General features: G+C 68.4%; 12 protein-coding genes and 1 pseudogene. 8 read left to right on the top strand and 5 right to left on the bottom strand.

Annotated features, from left to right (window positions below; translation table 11 throughout):
• Together ACI3KS_RS11920 and ACI3KS_RS11915 are read left to right on the top strand one after the other, a co-directional pair.
• Positions 1-1,272, top strand: coding sequence for an amidohydrolase family protein (locus ACI3KS_RS11920; RefSeq protein ID WP_404918593.1), 1,272 nt, complete (start codon positions 1-3; stop codon positions 1,270-1,272).
• A 196-nt stretch (positions 1,273-1,468) separates the two neighbouring features.
• Entirely contained in the window at positions 1,469-2,425 is a 957-nt protein-coding gene (locus ACI3KS_RS11915; protein ID WP_404918528.1) for an acetamidase/formamidase family protein, read from the top strand.
• A 74-nt stretch (positions 2,426-2,499) separates the two neighbouring features.
• Here ACI3KS_RS11915 and ACI3KS_RS11910 read toward each other — a convergent pair whose 3' ends face one another.
• The gene (locus ACI3KS_RS11910; protein WP_404918526.1) at positions 2,500-5,469 is read right to left on the bottom strand and encodes a hypothetical protein; all 2,970 of its coding nucleotides are present in this window, start codon (positions 5,467-5,469) and stop codon (positions 2,500-2,502) included.
• A 171-nt stretch (positions 5,470-5,640) separates the two neighbouring features.
• Here ACI3KS_RS11910 and ACI3KS_RS11905 point away from each other — a divergent pair, with 171 nt between their 5' ends.
• From ACI3KS_RS11905 to ACI3KS_RS11885, 5 genes are all read left to right on the top strand, one after another.
• The gene (locus tag ACI3KS_RS11905) at positions 5,641-7,767 is read left to right on the top strand and encodes a glycoside hydrolase family 36 protein (protein ID WP_404918524.1); all 2,127 of its coding nucleotides are present in this window, start codon (positions 5,641-5,643) and stop codon (positions 7,765-7,767) included.
• 60 nt (positions 7,768-7,827) lie between these two features.
• The gene (locus tag ACI3KS_RS11900) at positions 7,828-9,153 is read left to right on the top strand and encodes an ABC transporter substrate-binding protein (RefSeq protein ID WP_404918522.1); all 1,326 of its coding nucleotides are present in this window, start codon (positions 7,828-7,830) and stop codon (positions 9,151-9,153) included.
• A gap of 64 nt (positions 9,154-9,217) precedes the next feature.
• Positions 9,218-10,156, top strand: a complete 939-nt coding sequence (locus ACI3KS_RS11895; protein WP_404918520.1) for a carbohydrate ABC transporter permease — start codon at positions 9,218-9,220, stop codon at positions 10,154-10,156.
• Positions 10,153-11,001, top strand: a complete 849-nt coding sequence (locus ACI3KS_RS11890; protein ID WP_404918518.1) for a carbohydrate ABC transporter permease — start codon at positions 10,153-10,155, stop codon at positions 10,999-11,001. The genes ACI3KS_RS11895 and ACI3KS_RS11890 overlap by 4 nt, the downstream gene beginning before the upstream one ends.
• A 35-nt stretch (positions 11,002-11,036) precedes the next feature.
• The gene (locus ACI3KS_RS11885; RefSeq protein ID WP_404918515.1) at positions 11,037-12,035 is read left to right on the top strand and encodes a LacI family DNA-binding transcriptional regulator; all 999 of its coding nucleotides are present in this window, start codon (positions 11,037-11,039) and stop codon (positions 12,033-12,035) included.
• Positions 12,036-12,041: 6 nt separating this feature from the next.
• On the opposite strand, the pseudogene ACI3KS_RS11880 reads toward ACI3KS_RS11885, so the two are convergent.
• Positions 12,042-12,629 (bottom strand): annotated as a pseudogene (locus ACI3KS_RS11880) (antibiotic biosynthesis monooxygenase).
• A 102-nt stretch (positions 12,630-12,731) separates the two neighbouring features.
• On the opposite strand from ACI3KS_RS11880, the gene ACI3KS_RS11875 reads away from it, so the two are divergent.
• Positions 12,732-13,910, top strand: coding sequence for a thiolase family protein (locus tag ACI3KS_RS11875; RefSeq protein WP_404918513.1), 1,179 nt, complete (start codon positions 12,732-12,734; stop codon positions 13,908-13,910).
• A 199-nt stretch (positions 13,911-14,109) separates the two neighbouring features.
• Here the strand turns inward: ACI3KS_RS11875 and ACI3KS_RS11870 are convergent, their stop codons facing one another.
• From ACI3KS_RS11870 to ACI3KS_RS11860, 3 genes are read right to left on the bottom strand one after another with little or no spacing between them, the layout of a single operon-like run.
• Complete coding sequence (locus ACI3KS_RS11870) at positions 14,110-15,075, bottom strand: aldo/keto reductase (protein WP_404918511.1); 966 nt, start codon at positions 15,073-15,075, stop codon at positions 14,110-14,112.
• Complete coding sequence (locus ACI3KS_RS11865; protein ID WP_404918509.1) at positions 15,075-17,117, bottom strand: beta-galactosidase; 2,043 nt, start codon at positions 17,115-17,117, stop codon at positions 15,075-15,077. Before ACI3KS_RS11865 ends, ACI3KS_RS11870 begins: the two co-directional genes overlap by 1 nt.
• A 38-nt stretch (positions 17,118-17,155) precedes the next feature.
• A complete protein-coding gene (locus ACI3KS_RS11860; protein WP_404918507.1) occupies positions 17,156-18,151 on the bottom strand; it encodes a LacI family DNA-binding transcriptional regulator in 996 nt (331 codons plus the stop codon).
• Between the last annotated feature and the right edge of the window lie 99 nt (positions 18,152-18,250).

The following is an 18,250-nucleotide window of genomic DNA, read 5'->3' as shown; positions in this document are numbered from 1 at the left end:
ATGCTCCTGCGGTCGGGGCTGCTCCGCGGACGCGGACCGGTCGACGTGCTCATCCACGGCGAGACGATCGCCGCCGTCGAACCCGCAGGGAGCATCGCCGAACCCGAGGGCGCCGTCGTGCACGAGCTCGGCGGCAGCGTGATCGTGCCGGGCTTCGTGGAGCCCCATTTGCATCTCGACAAGGCCCACCTCGGCGCCTCCGCGGGCGGGTTGGCCGAGGCGATCGCCGCGACCGCACGCCGCAAGGCCGGGTTCACCCGCGACGACGTGCGTGCCCGCGCCGCGCGCACCCTCGCCGCGGCGGTCGCGCACGGCACGACCGCCGTACGTGCGCAGACCGAGGTCGACCCCGGGGTCGGCCTGCTCGGCATCGATGTGATGACGGAACTCGCGGAGGACCTGGTCGGCGTCGTCGAGTTGCAGACCGCGGTCTTCCCGCAGGAGGGCATCCTGTCGCGTCCCGGAACGCTGCCGCTGATGCGCGAAGCGCTGTCGAGGGCGGGGACGATCGTCGGTGGCTGCCCGTACTCCGAGGTCGACGTGGCCGATGCGCGGGCGCATGTCGATCTCGTGCTCGATCTCGCCGTCGAGTACGGCGTGCCCGCCGATCTGCATCTCGACCTCGCCGACGACACCTCCGACGGGCGGTTCGCCCTCGCCGAGCACGTCGCCCGTGCCACGGTCGCCCGGGGGCTCCAGGGGCGGGTGAGCATCGGCCACGCGACGACGCTCGCCTCGCTGCACGGCGCGACGCGAGGGCGTGTGCTCGCCGCGCTCGCCGAGGCGCGCATCACCGTCGTGCTGCTGCCCGCGACCGATCTGTTCCTCGTGGGGCGCGCCGACGAGGCGAACGTGCGCCGCGGGGTGGCGCCGCTGCGTGCGCTGTGGGAGGAAGGTGTGCCGACCGCGCTGTCGTCCAACAACATCCGCAACGCCTTCACACCGAGCGGCACCGCCGATCCCCTCGACATGGCGCTGCTGCTCGGGCGGGTCTCGCACCTCTCGGCGGATGCCGACTTCGATCGCCTGCTCGAGATGATCACGGTCGCGGGGCGACAGGTGATCGATCCGGGGTCCGTCGGCGGCATCCGCACAGGAGCGCGGGCTGACGTCGTCGTGCTCGACCAGACGCTCGACGTCCCTCCGGTGATCGAGCAGCCGTCTCGACGACTCGTCATCTCCCGGGGGTCGGTGGTCTCCGCGGAGACCAGGGATCGCACCCTCGCTCCCGCGCTCGAGCGCCTGGCCGCGCTCGCGCCGGCATCCGTCTGATCTGAGAGAAGGACACATGACCGACCGATCGAACGTCTCCCCGCCGACTGTCGCCCGTTCCGAGCGCGCGGAGGCGGTCGGCGCATGAGCCGCAGCATCCTGCAGCCGAGTCGGGACCTGCCCGACGGCATCCGCTATCTCGCCGCCGACGACGGGACGCCTGTGGGGACGCCTGCCCTGCGCGACCGATGAACCGGTGCTCACGGTCGAGGCGGGGGAGAGCGTGGTGATCGACACGGTCAGCCACGAGGGTCTGCTCGATGATCAGGGGGCAGACCCGATCGGGTTCTTCGGCGCGCATGGCGTCGCCCGTGAGGGCGTGCTGACGGATGCCGTCGCGATCGCCGCCTCGGGCGGCCGGGACGCGGCGGTCGATGGTCCGCACGTCGTCACCGGGCCCGTGCGCGTGCGGGGCGCCCAGCCGGGGGACGTGCTCGCGATCCGGGTGGACGCGCTCGATCAGCGCGTGCCGTACGGGGTGATATCGAACCGGCATGGCCGGGGAGCCCTCCCCGAATACCCCGCCGGTGAGGGGAACGTGAGCGTGTTCGCATCCGTCGACGACGCCGGGCGCGGGGTCGTCCCGCTGCGCGAGGGGTCGACGCGGTCGGCGCGATTCCCGCTCGCGCCGTTCCTCGGCATCATGGGCGTCGCGACGCCGGGATCCGAGCGGGTGCACTCGGTGCCGCCGGGTGCGCACGGAGGGAACATCGACGTCAAGCTGCTCACCGCGGGCAGCACCCTGTACCTGCCGGTCCGCGTCGAGGGAGCTCTCGCCTACGTGGGCGACCCGCACTTCGCGCAGGGGGACGGCGAGGTCTCGCTCACGGCGTTGGAGGCGTCGCTGCGCGCGCGGCTGCGGTTCGATGTGATCCCGCGCGAGCGGGCGCTCGCGGCCTTCGGCGAGCTGGCGGGACCGATGGGCGAGACCGCCGAATACTTCGTGCCGACCGGCATGCACGAGGACCTCGACGAAGCGGTGCGCGAGTGCGTCCGCGCATCGATCTCACTGCTCGTCGCGCGCTACGGGATGCAGCCGCACCTCGCCTACGCCTATCTCAGCGCCGCGACCGATGTGAACATCTCGCAGGTCGTCGACATCGTGAAGGGAGCGCACGCGCGGATCCGCAAGAGCGACTTCGACGAGGGGTGACGCTCGGATCGGACACGAAACGCCCGCTCGGCAGTTCCCCAGGGAGGAGTGCCGAGCGGGCGTCCCGACCATGATCAGCCGCAGCTGCGAGCGTCGATCCCTGCGGTCGCGGCGACCGGTGTTCCTGTCACCTCACCGCGGACGACGGCGGTGCCGGCGTCGATCGACGTCTGGCGGGTCGAGAAGCTCGTGCTCACCGTCTTTCCTGCACCGATGGCGACGTTCTGCTTGATGCCGTAGGACGTCTCCACCTGCACGATCGCCTCGCTCTGCTCCTCATTCGAGACAGAGACGAGCAGGACGACCTTGCCCGCGACACAGCGTGACGACGTGGTCGCGGTCACGGCTGCCGTCGCCGCGACCGTGCTCGGATCGCCGATCGTGAGCGGAGCGATCACGATCCGATCGATATTCGGCGCCCAGGCAGCGCTGTTGTAGAGACGCAGCGACTGGTCATCCGTCGTGAGGGTGACAGGGATGCTGCGCTGCGAGAAGGAGTTCCACGAATAGGTGTACCGGAAGTACCCGTGGCCCACGGACGCGTCACCCTCATCGATGTCCAGTCGACGATCGACGACCTGCGGGTTGTAGTCGTGATTCCCGACGAGCTCGGCGTTCGAGTAGTGGATCTCCACGTCGTACTCGCCGGGTGCTGAGAAGCCCGCTTGCCGGGAGATCTCGATCGCGTTCCCGCGGCCCTGCCCGACGTTGCCGACGAAGGCGCTGCCCGAGGCATTGGTGCCGGTGCTCGCCGCGAGCGTCGTGACGGATGCCGCGCCGAGCAGGCTCGTGCTCTCCGCCTCGATCGTCACGGCGCTGCTGTCAGCCTCTGCCGTCCTCGTCGTCGTCACACCGCTTACGACGGCCCCGTCCGCAGAGCGCAGCACCAGCTCGCTGATGCCCTCGCTCAGCCGCACGCGCGACGTCGAGATCCAGGACCCGGCGGCGTCCGACTCGAACGCGGCGACGGCACGGCCGTTCACCTCGAGCGAGAGGCCCGATGCCGCGGAGGAGGCCCAATCGATCGACACGTCGTAGTAGCCGCTGTCCATGGCGGCCGCATAGAGCGTCGCCGTCGCATCATCCGTGAGTGCGGCGGCGCCCTTCACGCCGCCGTCCCAGTCGAGTGCAGCGCCTCCGTCCAGACGGAATCCCGTCGAGGGATAGTGCACGGGCTCTCCCGCCGTCACGTCGGTGAGGCTGACCTTGTCGAGGGTGATGTCGGAGTTCGGCAGACGAGTCGCACCGTCCGCACTCGCGCGGATCGAGAGCACATGCTCGCCGGCGGTCAACTCGACGAGCACCTCCGCGCTCCCTCGGTACTGCCACCGCGACCTGTCGTTCAGCGCGAGATCTGCCGCGTACTGAATGGTCCCGGCATCCGATCCGTCGACGAACAGTGCATGTCGCCCCGGGACTCCGGGAGCGCCGCCGATCACCTGCAGCCGATAGGTGCCGTCGTGCGGTGCGGTGATGGCCCACTCGGCCTTCGACGTGGGGCGGTTGAACGAGCCCACATCCTTGCCACCCGATGCGAGGAACTTCCATCCTCCGCCGGCGAGCGGATCCTGCGCGTAGACCTGCGCGTCCGTGAGGGCGAGGTCCTCCGCTTCGGATGCGATCGACCAGGCCTGCGCATGGGCTTCGGCGGTGACGTCCCGGCTCTGCGCCGGTGTCACGATGAGCTGGTATCCCGCATAACGGTCGTATGTCGGCACCGAGAGCGTGGTGCTGCCGCTCGACAGCGCCACACCGGACTTCGCAGTGATGATCCGAGGTGTGCCTGCGAGGCCCTCTGCTCCGGTCAATGCGACCTCGCGCACCTCGATGTCGACCGTGTCGCCGAAGATCTCGGACGACAGGCCGCTGAGATCCAGCGTGACGTCGCTGTCGGTGCCGCCCCAGAGCACGGTCGCCCTGCGGTTGGCTTCATCGATCGCGCCGATGCCCTGCAACGTGTCGACTGTGCTCGGTGACGGAGGGGTGACCCGGACGGTCTCGCTTCCAGCGAGATCGCCATACCACTTGAACATCCACCATCCGCCGTTCGCACCGTTCGGTCGCGCCGTGTTGTCCGACAGGTTGCCCGCGTAGTTCCAATATGCGGTCTGAGCGTCGACCTTCGTGTCTTCGAACATCGTGAACCACTGGATCAGCTGTCCGGGAACACCCATGTCACGGAGCATGCCGTACTCGGTGATGTTGATGGGCAAGGGGTCGATGTCGAGAGACTCCTCGAGCGCCCGGTAGTCCGCGTAGTGCGAGCGGTACGTGGCGAGGTTGTCGATTCCGAGCTCGTGCCAGATGAAGACGTCGGGCAGCGAGCCGTTCTCTTTCGCGAAGGAGAGGATGTCTGCGCTGCGCTCGGGCTGCCAGCGGGTGTCGCCAGGGCCACCGATGCGCGCGTGTCCGAGACCGTGGCGATCCCAGACCTCCTGGATCTTCTCGTACGAGCTCTGCCAATCCGCGAGGAACTGGTTCTTCTGCGTGCTCCAGTTCGGGTACCAGTTGCCGCCGTCCGGCTCGTTGAACGGGATGAACACGTACTTGTCCGGATGCTCGGACCCTGTGGCGACGGCATCGGCGACGAACTCCACGACCTCGAGGTAGTCCCAGACCCCGTTCGGCGAGTTGGTGAATGTGCCGTTCGTCAAGTCATACGAGCGGGTGTCGCCGGGGCGTGCTCCGGCGTTGTACGCCCAGTCGGGGTAGTAGTCCTGCACGTAGATGTACATGTCCTGGCCGTGCTCTGCGAAGAACCCGTCCTCGACGGCGAGCGCGTCTCCTGACGGATGCTGGGTTCCGTACGGAGCCTTCTGCGACGTGTTCGTGATGCGGGCCCCGTTGATCAGTGCCTGGGTGGGCGCGCCCTCGTCACCGAACCCGTACAGAGTCCCGGTCGCACCGCCGCGGAAGTCGCCGGTCCGCTGAGAGAAATCGACCGACAGCACCGGCTCCTGCGCGGATGCCGGAGGTACTGCGACGAAAGCTGACATGACCACGGCCGCGGTCGCGCCGAGCGCTGCGACTCTCTTCTTCTTCACGGGAAACCCTTCTCCTCATTGAGAGCGCGCCGATGCACGCCGAATGCGACTCACGGTAGCAGCGCTCTGATACCGCTTTCAAGAAAATCTTGATAACGCTTTCAAGAAAGGTTGATAGCGGTTTCAGAATCGTGTAGCGTCAGGCCGGGCAACGAGAACGACGGAGATCCCATGACACTGCTGCACACACCTGGCGACAGCGCGACGCGAGAGATCGCATGGAACGCAGGCGGAGTGGAACTCGTCTTCGGCTGGGACGCCGAGACTGCGGTCCGGGTGGAGCGGATCCGCGTCGGAGGCGTGTCAGCGCCGACCCACCGGATCCCGCTCGTGGAGCCGCTGCTCGTCGATGGAGGACACACTCCGGCATCCGATCGACTGGCCCACACCGCATCCGGCTCGCGATTGCGATTCTCTGAAGCGCGCGATAACGGCGACGTCCTCGAGATCGAGCAGCGCGGGGGCGGGGCCCTCGCCGTGACGCGCATCGAGAGCAGAGGATCGGCTTCGTCGGTCCGCTTCACCACGACACTGACCAACGACTCTCCGGACGTGCTCGTTCTGCGCGCGCTGCCCTCGGCGGTGATCGGGCTGCCGCTGTCCACCGGTGTGGAGTCGCTGTCCGGTTGGACGCTCACCGCCGGCCGCAGCGAATGGCTGGGCGAAGGCCGATGGACGAGCCGGCCGCTTCCCGGCGCGGAGTTCCCCGGACTCGCCGAAGAGCTCACCGGTCACAATCCGCGCGGCAGTCTCAGCGTCGCATCGACCGGCACCTGGTCCACAGGTCGAGCACTGCCGGGAGGAGTCCTCGCTCACGACGGCCTCGGCATGGCTCTCGCGTGGCAGATCGAGCACAACGGTTCCTGGCGCTGGGAGATCGGTTCGGACACCGCCGGGGCGTACCTCGCCCTTTCGGGGCCGACTGACACGGAATCCGCCTGGACACAGCCGCTGGCCCTCGGCGAGAGCTTCACGACCGTGCCGGTGACGATCGCGTTCGGGGCGGACCTCGCCGGAGCCGTCGCCGCCCTCACCGCGCATCGCCGTGAGGTCCGTAGACCGCACATCGACAACGCCGCGTCGCCGGTCGTGTTCAACGACTACATGAACACGCTCGACGGCGACCCGACCACCGACAAGCTTCTGCCGTTGATCGCCGCAGCCGCCGAGGTCGGCGCCGAGATCTTCTGCATCGACGCAGGCTGGTACGACGACAGCGGGCATTGGTGGGACAGTGTCGGACTGTGGCAGCCCTCCACCTCGAGGTTCCCCGGCGGGATGGGTGAGGTGATCGAGGCGATCAGAGCGCACGGTATGGTGCCGGGGCTCTGGCTCGAGCCGGAGGTCATCGGTGTGCGGAGTCCCGCCGCCGACGCCCTTCCCGCCGAGGCGTTCCTGCAACGCCACGGAGCCCGCATCGTCGAGCACGACAGATACCACCTCGACCTTCGCCACCCCGCGGCGGTCGCGCACCTCGACGGAGTGGTCGATCGGTTGATCGCGGACTTCGGCATCGGCTTCTTCAAGTTCGACTACAACATCGACCCGGGCAGCGGTACCGATCTCTCCGCCGTCAGCACCGGGGCGGGCCTCCTCGAGCACAACCGCGCGCATCTCGCGTGGCTCGACCGGTTGCTGGACCGTCATCCGCATCTCGTGATCGAGAACTGCGGCTCCGGCGCGATGCGGGCGGACTTCGCCATGATGTCCCGTCTCGCGATGCAGTCGACTTCGGACCAGCAGGACTTCCGCAGGTATCCCCCGATCGCAGCATCCGCTCCGATGTCGATGCTCCCGGAGCAGGCTGCCAGTTGGGCGTATCCGCAACCGGAAATGGATCCCGAGGAGGCGTCGTTCGCTCTCGTCACGGGCCTGCTCGGGCGCTACTACGTCTCGGGGCACCTGAACCGGATGACGACAGAGCAGCGCCACCGGGTCGCGACGGCGATCACCGTCGCGAAGCGGTTGCGCGAGGACATCGGCGGAGGCTCGCCCTACTGGCCGATCGGACTGCCGGGATGGGACGACGAATGGGTCGCTCTCGGCCTCACCGGCGCCGACGCGGACGTGCTCTCGGTCTGGCGGCGTGGCGCGAGGGAGCGCGTCGAACTGCAGCTGCCGCACCTCACCGGGAAGGACGTCACGATAGAGACGGTCTTCCCCCTCGACCTCCCCGAGTGGCAGACCGACTGGGATGCCGCGACGGGAACACTGCGCATCCGGACGGACGGGCCTGAGACGGCCGCCCGCACGCTGCGTATTCACCACACCCTGCCCGATTCACCACACCGTGCCTGATTCACCACACCCTGCCCGATTCACCACACCCTGCATGATCCATCTCGAAGGAGCAATTCAATGAAGAAGCGGTTCCGCGCCGCGGCCCTCGTCGCCGCCGTCGCCACCTCTGCCATCGTCCTGGCCGGCTGTTCCGATCCGGGAGCCGGTTCCGGGGGAGACGCAGCCCCCGCGGATTGGCCTGCACAGGACGCTGACCTGAACGGGGTCTCACTCACGATCTGGGCCGCGCAGAACTCGAACACGGTGCCTGACAGCGTCGTTGCCGGCTTCGAGGAGCTCACCGGCGCCGACGTGGAGGTCGTCACCATCCCCGACCCCTATGAGCAGAGTGTGCAGACCAAGGTCGCGTCGGGTGACAAGCCCGACCTCGCGTTCTGGCAGCCGACGGCGTCGATGCTCACGGCGCTGAATGCGTCGACCAACCTGCAGCCCCTCGACGGAGCGCCGTTCATCGACTCGTACACCTCGGACGTCCGGGACATCACCGGCATCCTCGATGACACGCGATACGCGGCGCTCATCTCCACGCCTGCCGTGCAGGGCGTCTACTACAACAAGCAGGTCTTCGCCGACGCCGGCATCACCGAGCTCCCGACCGACTGGGAATCCTTCCTCGAGGTCGCCCGTACGCTCAAGACGAGCGGCGTCACGCCGTTCTTCGACTTCGGTGGCGGCACTCCCTGGGCCACCCAGTGGTGGGTCCAGGTGCAGCTGGCAGACGCCGCGAAGGACGGTCTCTGGGATCGCGTGAACTCCGGTGAGGAGAAGTTCACCGACGCGACCATTCAGGGCGCGATCGACGAGTACGCCGCGCTGATCGATGAGGGTCTCTTCAACGCCGACCTCAAGACCGCGACGTTCGAGGATCAGGGAGCCGCGATCCTCGACGGATCCGCAGCGATGGCCGTGCAGGTGAACTCCTTCTTCGGACAGTTGCAGTCGCTCGCCGACACGGATGAGCTCGACGAGAAGATCGGATTCTTCCCGATCTCGCCCACGGGCAACGTCGGCACGTTCATCCCCGACCAGTCGAACGCTCTCGTCGCCTTCAAGACCGATGATGCGAAGCGCGAAGCCGCAGCGCGTCAGCTGCTCACGTACTGGCTCGGCGACGGATACTCCGACTTCGTCGAGGCGCAGGCCACGCCCTCTCTGCAGGACGGCGTCGACACACCGGCCGGCGTCCCGCAGGCGCTGCTGGACGTGAGCGCGTCGCTCGGAACATCGGTCGGTTCGATGCAGGCGCTCGCGATCGTCAACCCCGATCTCTATCTGAACCTCGGGGACATGATCCAAGGAACAAAGACGCCCGTGGAGGTCGCGCAGACCTCGCAGGACCAGTTCGCTCAGCTCGCGAAGGCCATCGGCGCCGCCGGGTTCTGATTCCTCTGGGGCGGCGGCGTCGCCGCCGCCCCACCCCCATCACCATCCGAGAAGGCAGCAGGCGATGACCGCTACACTCGACCGCCCCACCGACACGACGCGCGCTCTCGTGACCAGGAAGTTCGTCACTGACCGACGAGCGAAGAAGGACCATCCGCTGTGGTTCCTCGTGCCTGCACTGGTCGTGCTTGTGGTGTTCTTCTTCATCCCGACGTTGTTCAACTTCGTCTACGCGTTCACCGACTGGTCCAGCTTCAAGTCGGAGATCGGCTTCGTCGGTGCGGGCAACTTCGTCGAGTTGTTCTCGAGCGGCACGCTGCTGGGCAGACTCTGGATCACCATCGTCTACGCCGTGCTGGTGGCCGTGTTCCAGAACCTCTTCGGGCTGATCCTCGCGCTGCTGCTCGAACGCGATACACGCGTGAACCGTGCAGTGCGTGTCGCGTTCTTCATCCCGGTGATCATGTCCGCGCTCGCCGTGGGCTATGTGTTCCAAGCACTGCTCAAGCCCGACGGGGCGCTCAACGGCATCCTCGGGTTCGTGTTCGGCCGCGACATAGACATCGCGTGGCTCGGCAGCACGACATGGACGATCGTCGTGGTCGCGCTGATCCACTCCTGGAAGTGGATGGGGCTGTCGATGCTGATCTATCTGGCTGGGCTCAAGACCATCAACGAGGACGTCATCGAGGCGGCACGTCTCGACGGCGCCGGCTGGTGGACGACGCTGCGCACCATCCGCTTCCCGCTGCTCGCTCCCGCGGTGACCTTCAACGTCGCGACCTCGCTGCTCGGTTCCATGAACGGCTTCGACATCGTGCAGGCGACGACCGCCGGCGGCCCTGGTGGCACCACGGAACTCGTCAACATCTTCATCTTCCGGACCTTCGGCCAGGGGCTCTTCGCACAGGCGACGACCATGAGCCTCGTGCTCTTCCTGATGGTCATGATCCTCGCCTTCCCCGTCATCCGTTTCCTGCGTAAGCGAGAGGACGTCCTGTGAGCGTCTCCACCCCGATGCGAAGCCGCATCCGCCCCCACCGTGTCATCCAACCGATCGTCGCCGTCGCCGCTGCCGTCATCCTGCTGGGTGTGCCGTTCTGGATCGTCCTGATGACAGCCGGCAAGGATCAGGCATCGGCGCTGCGGCCCGACCTCACCCCGCCCACGGAGTGGCATCTGTTCGACAACTTCGCAACGGTGATCACGGATGGGCGCATGCTCGCCGCTCTGGGAGGCAGTCTCCTGGTCATGGTCCCCGCCGTTATCGGCGTCCTCATCCTCGGCTCCATGGCTGCCTGGATCCTCGGACGGCGGTCGTCGAAGGGGCTCGCGATCGTCTACGCCCTCGCCATCAGTGGCATCGTCCTGCCGCCCGCCGTCGTGACGATCGTGCTGCTGCTGCGCCAGCTCGGTCTCGCCGGTACCGCGGTCGGCATGATCGGCGTCTATATGGGCATGTACCTGTCCACCGTGATCTTCTTCGTGACCGGGTTCGTGCGTACGATCCCGGTGGAGCTCGAGGAGGCCGCGCGAGTCGACGGAGCCTCGCCGATCCGGGTGTTCATCAAGATCATCCTTCCGCTGCTCATGCCGGTCCTGGCCACGGCGACGATCCTCATCTGCCTGTACATCTGGAACGACGTGTTCTACGCGCTCTTCGTCGTGGGCGGGCGACTCGACACTCTGCCGCTGAACCTCTACCAGGTGGCGAGTGCCGGACTGTACCTGCAGAACTGGCACCTGATCTTCGCCTATATCATCCTGATGAGCCTTCCCCTGCTGATCACCTTCGTGGTCGCGCAGCGGAAGATCATCTCCGGCATCACCAGCGGGGCGGTGAAATGAGCACTGCCGTCGCGCCCCGACGGACAGGAGCGGCCATGACCAAGGTGGCGACGATCACCGATGTCGCCGAGCGCGCGGGCGTCTCCGTGCCCACGGTCTCGCGCGTCCTCACCGGCGCGGCCAAGGTCAGCGCGGCCAAGCGCGAGGCCGTCGAGGCCGCGATCCTCGAACTCAATTACCGGCCGAGCGGTGCCGCCAGGGTGCTGGCGTCACGTCGACCGATGGTGATCAGCGTGATCGCTGGCGACACTTCACGCTACGGATATGCCGAGGCGATCCGAGGGGTCGAAGAGGCGGCGCGCGCCGGCGGCTACACCGTCATGATCACGGTGGTCGAGAGCACGGATGCGGAGGAGGTCGAGCGGGCCATCGACGCCGCGCTCAGTCAGCCGCTCGCCGGAGTCGTCGTCCTCAAGTTCGATCCGCCCGGCGTGGTCGCCCTCCAACGCATTCCTCCGGAACTGCCGGTGGTCGCCCTGTCCGGCATCCGCGATACGTCCGTTCCTCAAGCGCTGCTGGATGAGACCAGGGCGGCGGAGGAGGTCACCGATTTCCTTCTGTCGCTCGGCCACCGCACTGTGCACCACGTGCGTGTGCCGCCCTCGCGCAAGGAGGACGGTCGCACGACCGGATGGCGTCGGGCGCTGCGTCGCGCGGGCGCGGAGATCCCCGAGCCGTTCGATGCGTCGTGGGAAGCGCGCAGCGGCATAGCGATCGGTGAGGCGCTCGCTGCGGACGCCGACGTCACCGCCGTGTTCTGCGGCAATGACGAGATCGCGATGGGGGTGATCCGCGGCATCGTGATCGCGGGAAAGAGTGTGCCGGCGGACATCTCGGTGATCGGCTTCGACGACCACCCGCTCGCCGAGCTCTGGTCGCCGCCGCTCACGACGGTGCGTCAGGACTTCGCCGGTATGGGCAGACGGGGCTTCGACCTGCTGCTCGCGGAGATCGAGGGGCGCGAGGGCCGGAGACTTTCCTCCGAGCGCCCGCGTCTCGTGGTGCGGGAGAGCACCGCGCCGCCTTCTCGGTGACCCGGCTCAGCGCGCGAGCCATCCGCGCAGCATCCGGGTGACCCTAGGCAGTACCCAGTACGTCATGATCGGCGTGAGCACCAGGGTGGTCGCGAGCACGCGCAGCCAGATCGGCAGGCCGTCCCACCCCGGCACAGGGCTCATCGCGTAGCTGAACGCGACGTTCACCGGGAAGAAGCCGAGCCAGATCGACACCGCCTGCTTCCACCGCGGCGGTGTCTGCACCATCGCCACCGTCGTGGTCGTGCCGTCGGCGCGGGGAAGCGTGATACTTCCGGTCGTCGGCTCGTCGAACCAGCCCTCGATGCCGCTGCGACGTCGGGAGCGCTCGCTGCGCACGAACTGGTCCCCGGTCGAGCGCCACCACTCCCGCTCGTCGGAATCCTCCCAGGCGAGGAGGGACTTCTCGTCGGCGAACCGATACAGCATGTGCCAGACGTGCGACTCCTCGCCGTCGCGCACTCACCCCGACCCCAGGAAGCCCGGATACCGGTGTGCGAGATTCACCCCGGTCTGCACCCAGGCGGTCGCTTCGGCGACGCGCTCGGGATCGACTTCTCGGCGGATCGACACGGTGATGGGTTCGCTGGACATGGTGGGTCCTCAGGAAGCTGTGGCCCGGATCGCGGGCGCATCGGCGGGGGAGTGCGCCAGGGTGGCGGCGCGTCATCGATTGTAGTTTGTGAGAATGGCGGCATGAGCAATGACGCCGTCCTCATCGATGTGGTCCGCACCCCGGTCGGGCGGGGCAAACCCGGAGGGATGCTCTCGGGCGTGCATCCGGTCGATCTCGCCGCCGGCGTGCTGACGGCCGTGCTCGACCGCACCGGGCTCGACTCGCGTCAGATCGACGATGTGCTGCTCGGCTGCGTGAGCCAGGTCGGCGAGCAGTCGTCGAACATCGCCCGCCAGGCCGTGCTCGCCGCGGGCTTCGACGAAAGCGTGCCTGGCGCGACGATCGACCGCCAGTGCGGCTCGAGCCAGCAGGCTGTGCACATCGCCGCCCAGGGGATCATGGCCGGCGCCTACGACGCCGTGCTCGTCGGCGGCGTCGAGTCGATGAGCCGTGTGCCGCTCGGGTCGTCGGCCGCGGGTGGCAGCCCGATGTCGCCCCGCCTCCGCGCCCGCTACCCGGAGGGGCTCGTGAATCAGGGGGTCTCCGCCGAGCTCATCGCGCACCGCTGGGGGTTCGACCGCGAGGCGCTCGACGCCTATGCCGCCGAGTCGCATCGCCGAGCGGCATCCGCCTGGTCCGAGGGGTTCTTCGACCGCGCTGTCGTCGCGATCGATGAGGCACCGGACGCCGTCGCCGACGAGACCGTACGCGCGGGCACGACCGCCGAGGGGCTCGCCGGTCTCACGCCCGCCTTCCGGACGGAGGCTCTCGCCGCGCGCTTCCCCGAGCTCGACTGGCGCATCACACCCGGGAACTCGTCACCGCTCACCGACGGGGCGTCGGCCGCGCTGCTCATGAGCGCCGAGCGGGCCTCGGCTCTCGGGCTGCGTCCGCGGGCGCGCTTCCACTCCTTCGCGGTCGTCGGCGATGACCCGCTGATGATGCTCACCGGGCCGATCCCGGCGACCAGGCGGATCCTCGAGCGCTCCGGACTCTCGATCGACGACATCGACGCCTACGAGGTCAACGAGGCGTTCGCGTCGGTGCCGCTCGCCTGGGCCGCGGAGCTCGGAGCGGATGCCGCGAGGCTCAACCCGCGGGGCGGCGCGATCGCGCTCGGCCATGCGCTCGGCTCTTCGGGGACGCGCCTGCTCGGCACGCTCGTCGACCATCTCGAGGCCACAGGCGGCCGCTACGGTCTGCAGACCATGTGCGAGGGCGGCGGCATGGCCAACGCCCTGATCGTCGAGCGGCTGTAGGCCGCGCTGAGAGAAAGGGGATCCCCGCCGACCCGATTCGGCGGGGATCCCTGCGGCGCATGGCACCGCCACGGGAGCAGAGCTCACCGTGTCGCGCGGAGGTCGTGACTACCCGATCCGGTCTGCGTCTCAGTCCGCGCATCTGCAGTTGTAGTCACCGGACATGGACGGGCGGTGAACTCCGTGGGAACGGCGGACGCTACCAGGCGTACGCCTCGGGTGCCGTGCCGCCGGGGCCGGGCCAGATGCGGTCGAGCTCGGCGAGAGCATCCGCGTCGAGGGTCACGTCGAGCGCCTCGATGGCCGAGTCGAGCTGGTCGATCGTGCGCGGCCCGATGATGGGCGCTGTGACGGACGGCTGGTGGAGCAGCCAAGCGATCGCGACGACGCCGGGGCGGATGCCGAGCTCGGCGCAGAACGCCTCGTAGCGCTCGATCGCCGGTCGGCGATCGCCGAGAGCATCCAGGCTCGAGCGCGAACGGTCGGTCTTCGACAGCACGCCGCCGAGCTGTCCGCTCGCGAGCGGCGACCACGGCAGGATGCCGACGCCGTACTGCTCGGACGCCGGGACGACCTCGAGCTCGATCGTGCGCTGCGCGAGGTTGTAGAGCGACTGCTCGGTCACCGGAGCGGGGAAGCCCGCGGCGGCGGCCACCTCCTGCACGCGCGCGATGTGCCAGCCGGCGAAGTTCGAGCTGCCGAGGTAGACGATCTTGCCCTGCTCGCGCAGCGTGGCGAACGCGCCGAGCACTTCGTCGAGCGGAACCTCCCGGTCGATGTGGTGCATCTGGTAGAGGTCGATGCGGTCGGTGCCGAGCCGCCGCAGCGAGGCGTCGACAGCCGCGCGGATGTGCACCGCCGACAGGCCCCGATCGTTGCGCCCCTGGCCCATCACGCCGTACACCTTGGTGGCGACGATGAGGTCGTCGCGGTTGCCGCGGTCGCGCATCCAGCGTCCGAGGATCTCCTCGGACTGCCCGGGGTGATCGCCCCACATGCCGCCGCCGTAGACGTCGGCGGTGTCGATGAAGTCGACGCCCGCCTCGACGGCGCGATCGAGGATCGCCGTCGAGGCCGCCTCGTCGATCACCGGTCCGAAGTTCATGGTTCCTAGCGCCAGCCGGCTCACCTTCGCGCCGGCCCTGCCCAATCGTGTGTACTGCATCAGATTCCCTTCTGTCCTGTTGCCTGAGTATCGACGAACGCCCAGCCGAACGCCCCGAGCTCGCGCACGGGCTCGGTCGAGCCGCTGAGCAGGTCCGTGCCGATCACCGTCACCGAGAACGGCTCGGCGCTGTGGTTGATCACCGTGAGGATGCTGCCGCGTCGGGCGATCTCGACGTGTTCCGGCAGCCCCTCGATCTCCGGGCGGATGCCGGCCTCGGCGGTGAGCCAGCGCAGCACCTCCCACATGCCGTCATCGTCGGGGATCGTCGCGAGGTAGTACCCGGTGCCTGCTCCACTGCGTTTGCGGGTGAAGGCTGCGCGGCCCGCGGTGCGCCCATCGGTGAAGCGGCCGAGCACCTCGGCGTCCTGCACCAGCAGCTCTTCTGCGAGGTACTGGCCGACGATGCGTCCGGCCGGGCCGTCGAGCGGCGCCTCCGACTGACCAGGACCCTCGGGCACGGCGTGGGTCGAGATCTCGCCCGCCGAATCCGCAGAGGTGAGGGCCTCGGGCGGCACGAGAGCGCCGAAGTCCTCGATCGCGACGCCGAGCACGTCGCGGAGCCCGACGAGGAAGCCTCCCTCACGGAAGGCGTCGTCCTCGTCCACGACGTCACTGAACGCCGAGACGAACAGGTTGCCGCCGGCCTGCACGTAGGCCGACAGGTTCGCGGCGCCCTCGTCGGTGAGCAGATACTGCTGCGGCACGACCACGAGGGCGTAGCCGCTGAGCTCGGCGGTGGTGTTCACGATGTCGATCGCGAGGTGCTGACGGTGCAGTGCCGCGTGCCAGCGGTGCGCCAGACCCAGGTAGTCGAGGCCGATCGGATGGTCTCGGCCGCCGATCGCCCACCAGTTCTCCCAGTCGAACACGAGAGCGACGCGCGCCCCCGACGACACATCGGGCAAGGAGGGCAGCTGCGCGAGCTGCCCGCCGAGCTCGACCACCTCGCGCCAGGTGCGGGTCTCGAGTCCCGCCTGCGGCACCATCGCCGAGTGGAACTTCTCGCTGCCGCGGCGCGACTGCCGCCATTGGAAGAACATGATCGCGTCGGCACCTCGACCGATCGCCTGCGCGCTCAGCGCCGCCATCTGGCCGGGTGCCTTGGGCGGGTTGGTGGGGCGCCAATTGAGGGCGTTGGTCGACTGCTCGGTGAGCAGCCAGGGCACTCCCGGCTTGAGGCCCCGCATGAGCTCGCGCGCGAACGCGGCGCCCCGGAAGGACTCCGGGTCGTTCGGGTCGGGGTAGTTGTCGTCGCTGATGACGTCGACCTCGGCCGCCCATTTCCAGTAGTCCGCGGGTGGGAAGGCGCCCATGAAGTTCGTGGTGATCGGCTGCGCGGCGCCCGCCGCCCTGATGATGTCGCGCTCCATGACGAACAGCTCGAGCAGTGTGTCGGAGGTGAAGCGCTTGAAGTCGAGCACGCTCGTGGGATTGATGCTGTACGGCGCCTTGCGCGGCGGCTGGATCTGGTCGAACCCGGTGTAGCGCTGCGACCAGAAGTCGGTTCCCCAGGCATGATTGAGGCGGTCGATCGTGGCGTACTTGCGCTCCAACCAGGCGCGGAACGCGTCGCGCGCAGCATCCGAGAAGTCGTAGTGCAGATGGCATCCGTACTCGTTGTTGACGTGCCAGAGCACGACCGCCGGATGCTGCGCGTACCGTTCCGCGAGAGCGGTGACGAGCTCGGCGGCGAGGCGGCGGTAGATCGGCGACGACGGGGCGTACGCCTGACGGCTTCCCGGCCAGAACGTCGAGCCGTCGGCATCCTGCGGCAGCATCTCGGGGTAGGCGGCGGCCGCCCACGGGGGTGGGGATGCCGTCGCGGTGGCGAGATCGACCTGGATGCCGCCCGCGTGCAGCAGGTCGATGATCTCGTCGAGCCACTCCCAGTCGAACACTCCCTCGGCGGGCTGGATGCGCGACCACGAGAAGATGCCGAGGCTGACGAGGGTGACCCCGGCCTCCTGCATGAGGCGCACGTCGTCGGGCCACACCTCCCGGGGCCACTGCTCGGGGTTGTAGTCGGCGCCGTAATGCATGGGACTCCTGTGTCGTGGGATGGGTGTGTCTGGCGTGGTCAGGCGGTGCGTGTCGACGAGCGGACGACGAGTTCGGGCGTGAAACGCGCCTCGACGACCTCGTCGGACCCGCTGAGGTGGGCGAGCAGCAGGTCGACGGCGCGTGCGCCCATGTCGGTCGCCGGTTGGCGGACCGACGTGAGCGGGATCACCGCGGCTCCGGCGAACTCGATGTCGTCGTAGCCGACGAGGGCGATGTCCTCTGGGACCCGGATGCCGCGCGCGACGAGGCCCTGCAGCATCCCGATGGCGAGATGATCGTTGCCGGCGAAGATGCCGTCGGGGCGATCGGATGCCGGGAGGCCGGCGATCCGGTCGGCGATCTCCCGGCCGAGGCGCGTGTTCAGGGTCGTGGTGTCGATCACGGTCGTCCGCACGGGCAGGCCGTCCGTGGCCTCGCGGAAACCGCGCAGTCGCTCGACCATCTGCGGTCGCGACTCCGGTCCGCCGACGAAGGAGAGATGGCGGCATCCGCTGTCGAGCAGCGACTGCGTCGCCAGGCGGCCTCCGAGCCGGTGATCGATCGAGACCGAGGAGAACTGCGGATGCCGGTGGTCGATGAGCACGACCGGGACACCGCGCTTGCGGAATCGCTGGAGCTGTTCCGGAGCGGCCTCGACCGGGGCGAGGAGTACGCCGTCCATGCGCTGCCGCTCGAACAGGTCGAGCGAGCGCGCTTCGCGGGCGACGGAGTCGAGGCCGTTGCCGACGATGATCGAGTAGCCCGAGGCGAGCGCACGTTCCTCGGCGCCGAAGGCGATGTCGGCGAAGAAGGGGTTCGCGATGTTGATCACCGAGAGACCGAGGGCGTCGCTGCGTCCGGCCTTGAGCTGGCGGGCGGCCAGGTGGGGCACGTAGCCGAGCTCTTCGACCGAGGCGGCGACGAGGGCCGCCGTCTTCGCGGACACGACACCGGGGCGATTGAGCGCGTTCGAGACGGTGCCGATCGAGACGCCCGCGTGGGCGGCGACGTCTCGCAGACCGATGTCCGGCATCGTGGCTCTCCTGCGTCTTCGGTGACGATGGTTCTTTAAACGTTTCAACCGTAGTGCGGGCGGATGGGGAGTGCAAGGGCGGCTGCGGGGTGCGGGGTG

This window comes from Microbacterium sp. ZW T5_45 (genome assembly GCF_044987415.1).
GTDB lineage: Bacteria > Actinomycetota > Actinomycetes > Actinomycetales > Microbacteriaceae > Microbacterium.
Note: the sequence above shows the minus strand (reverse complement) of the source record. Positions and strands in the feature narration are given on the sequence as shown.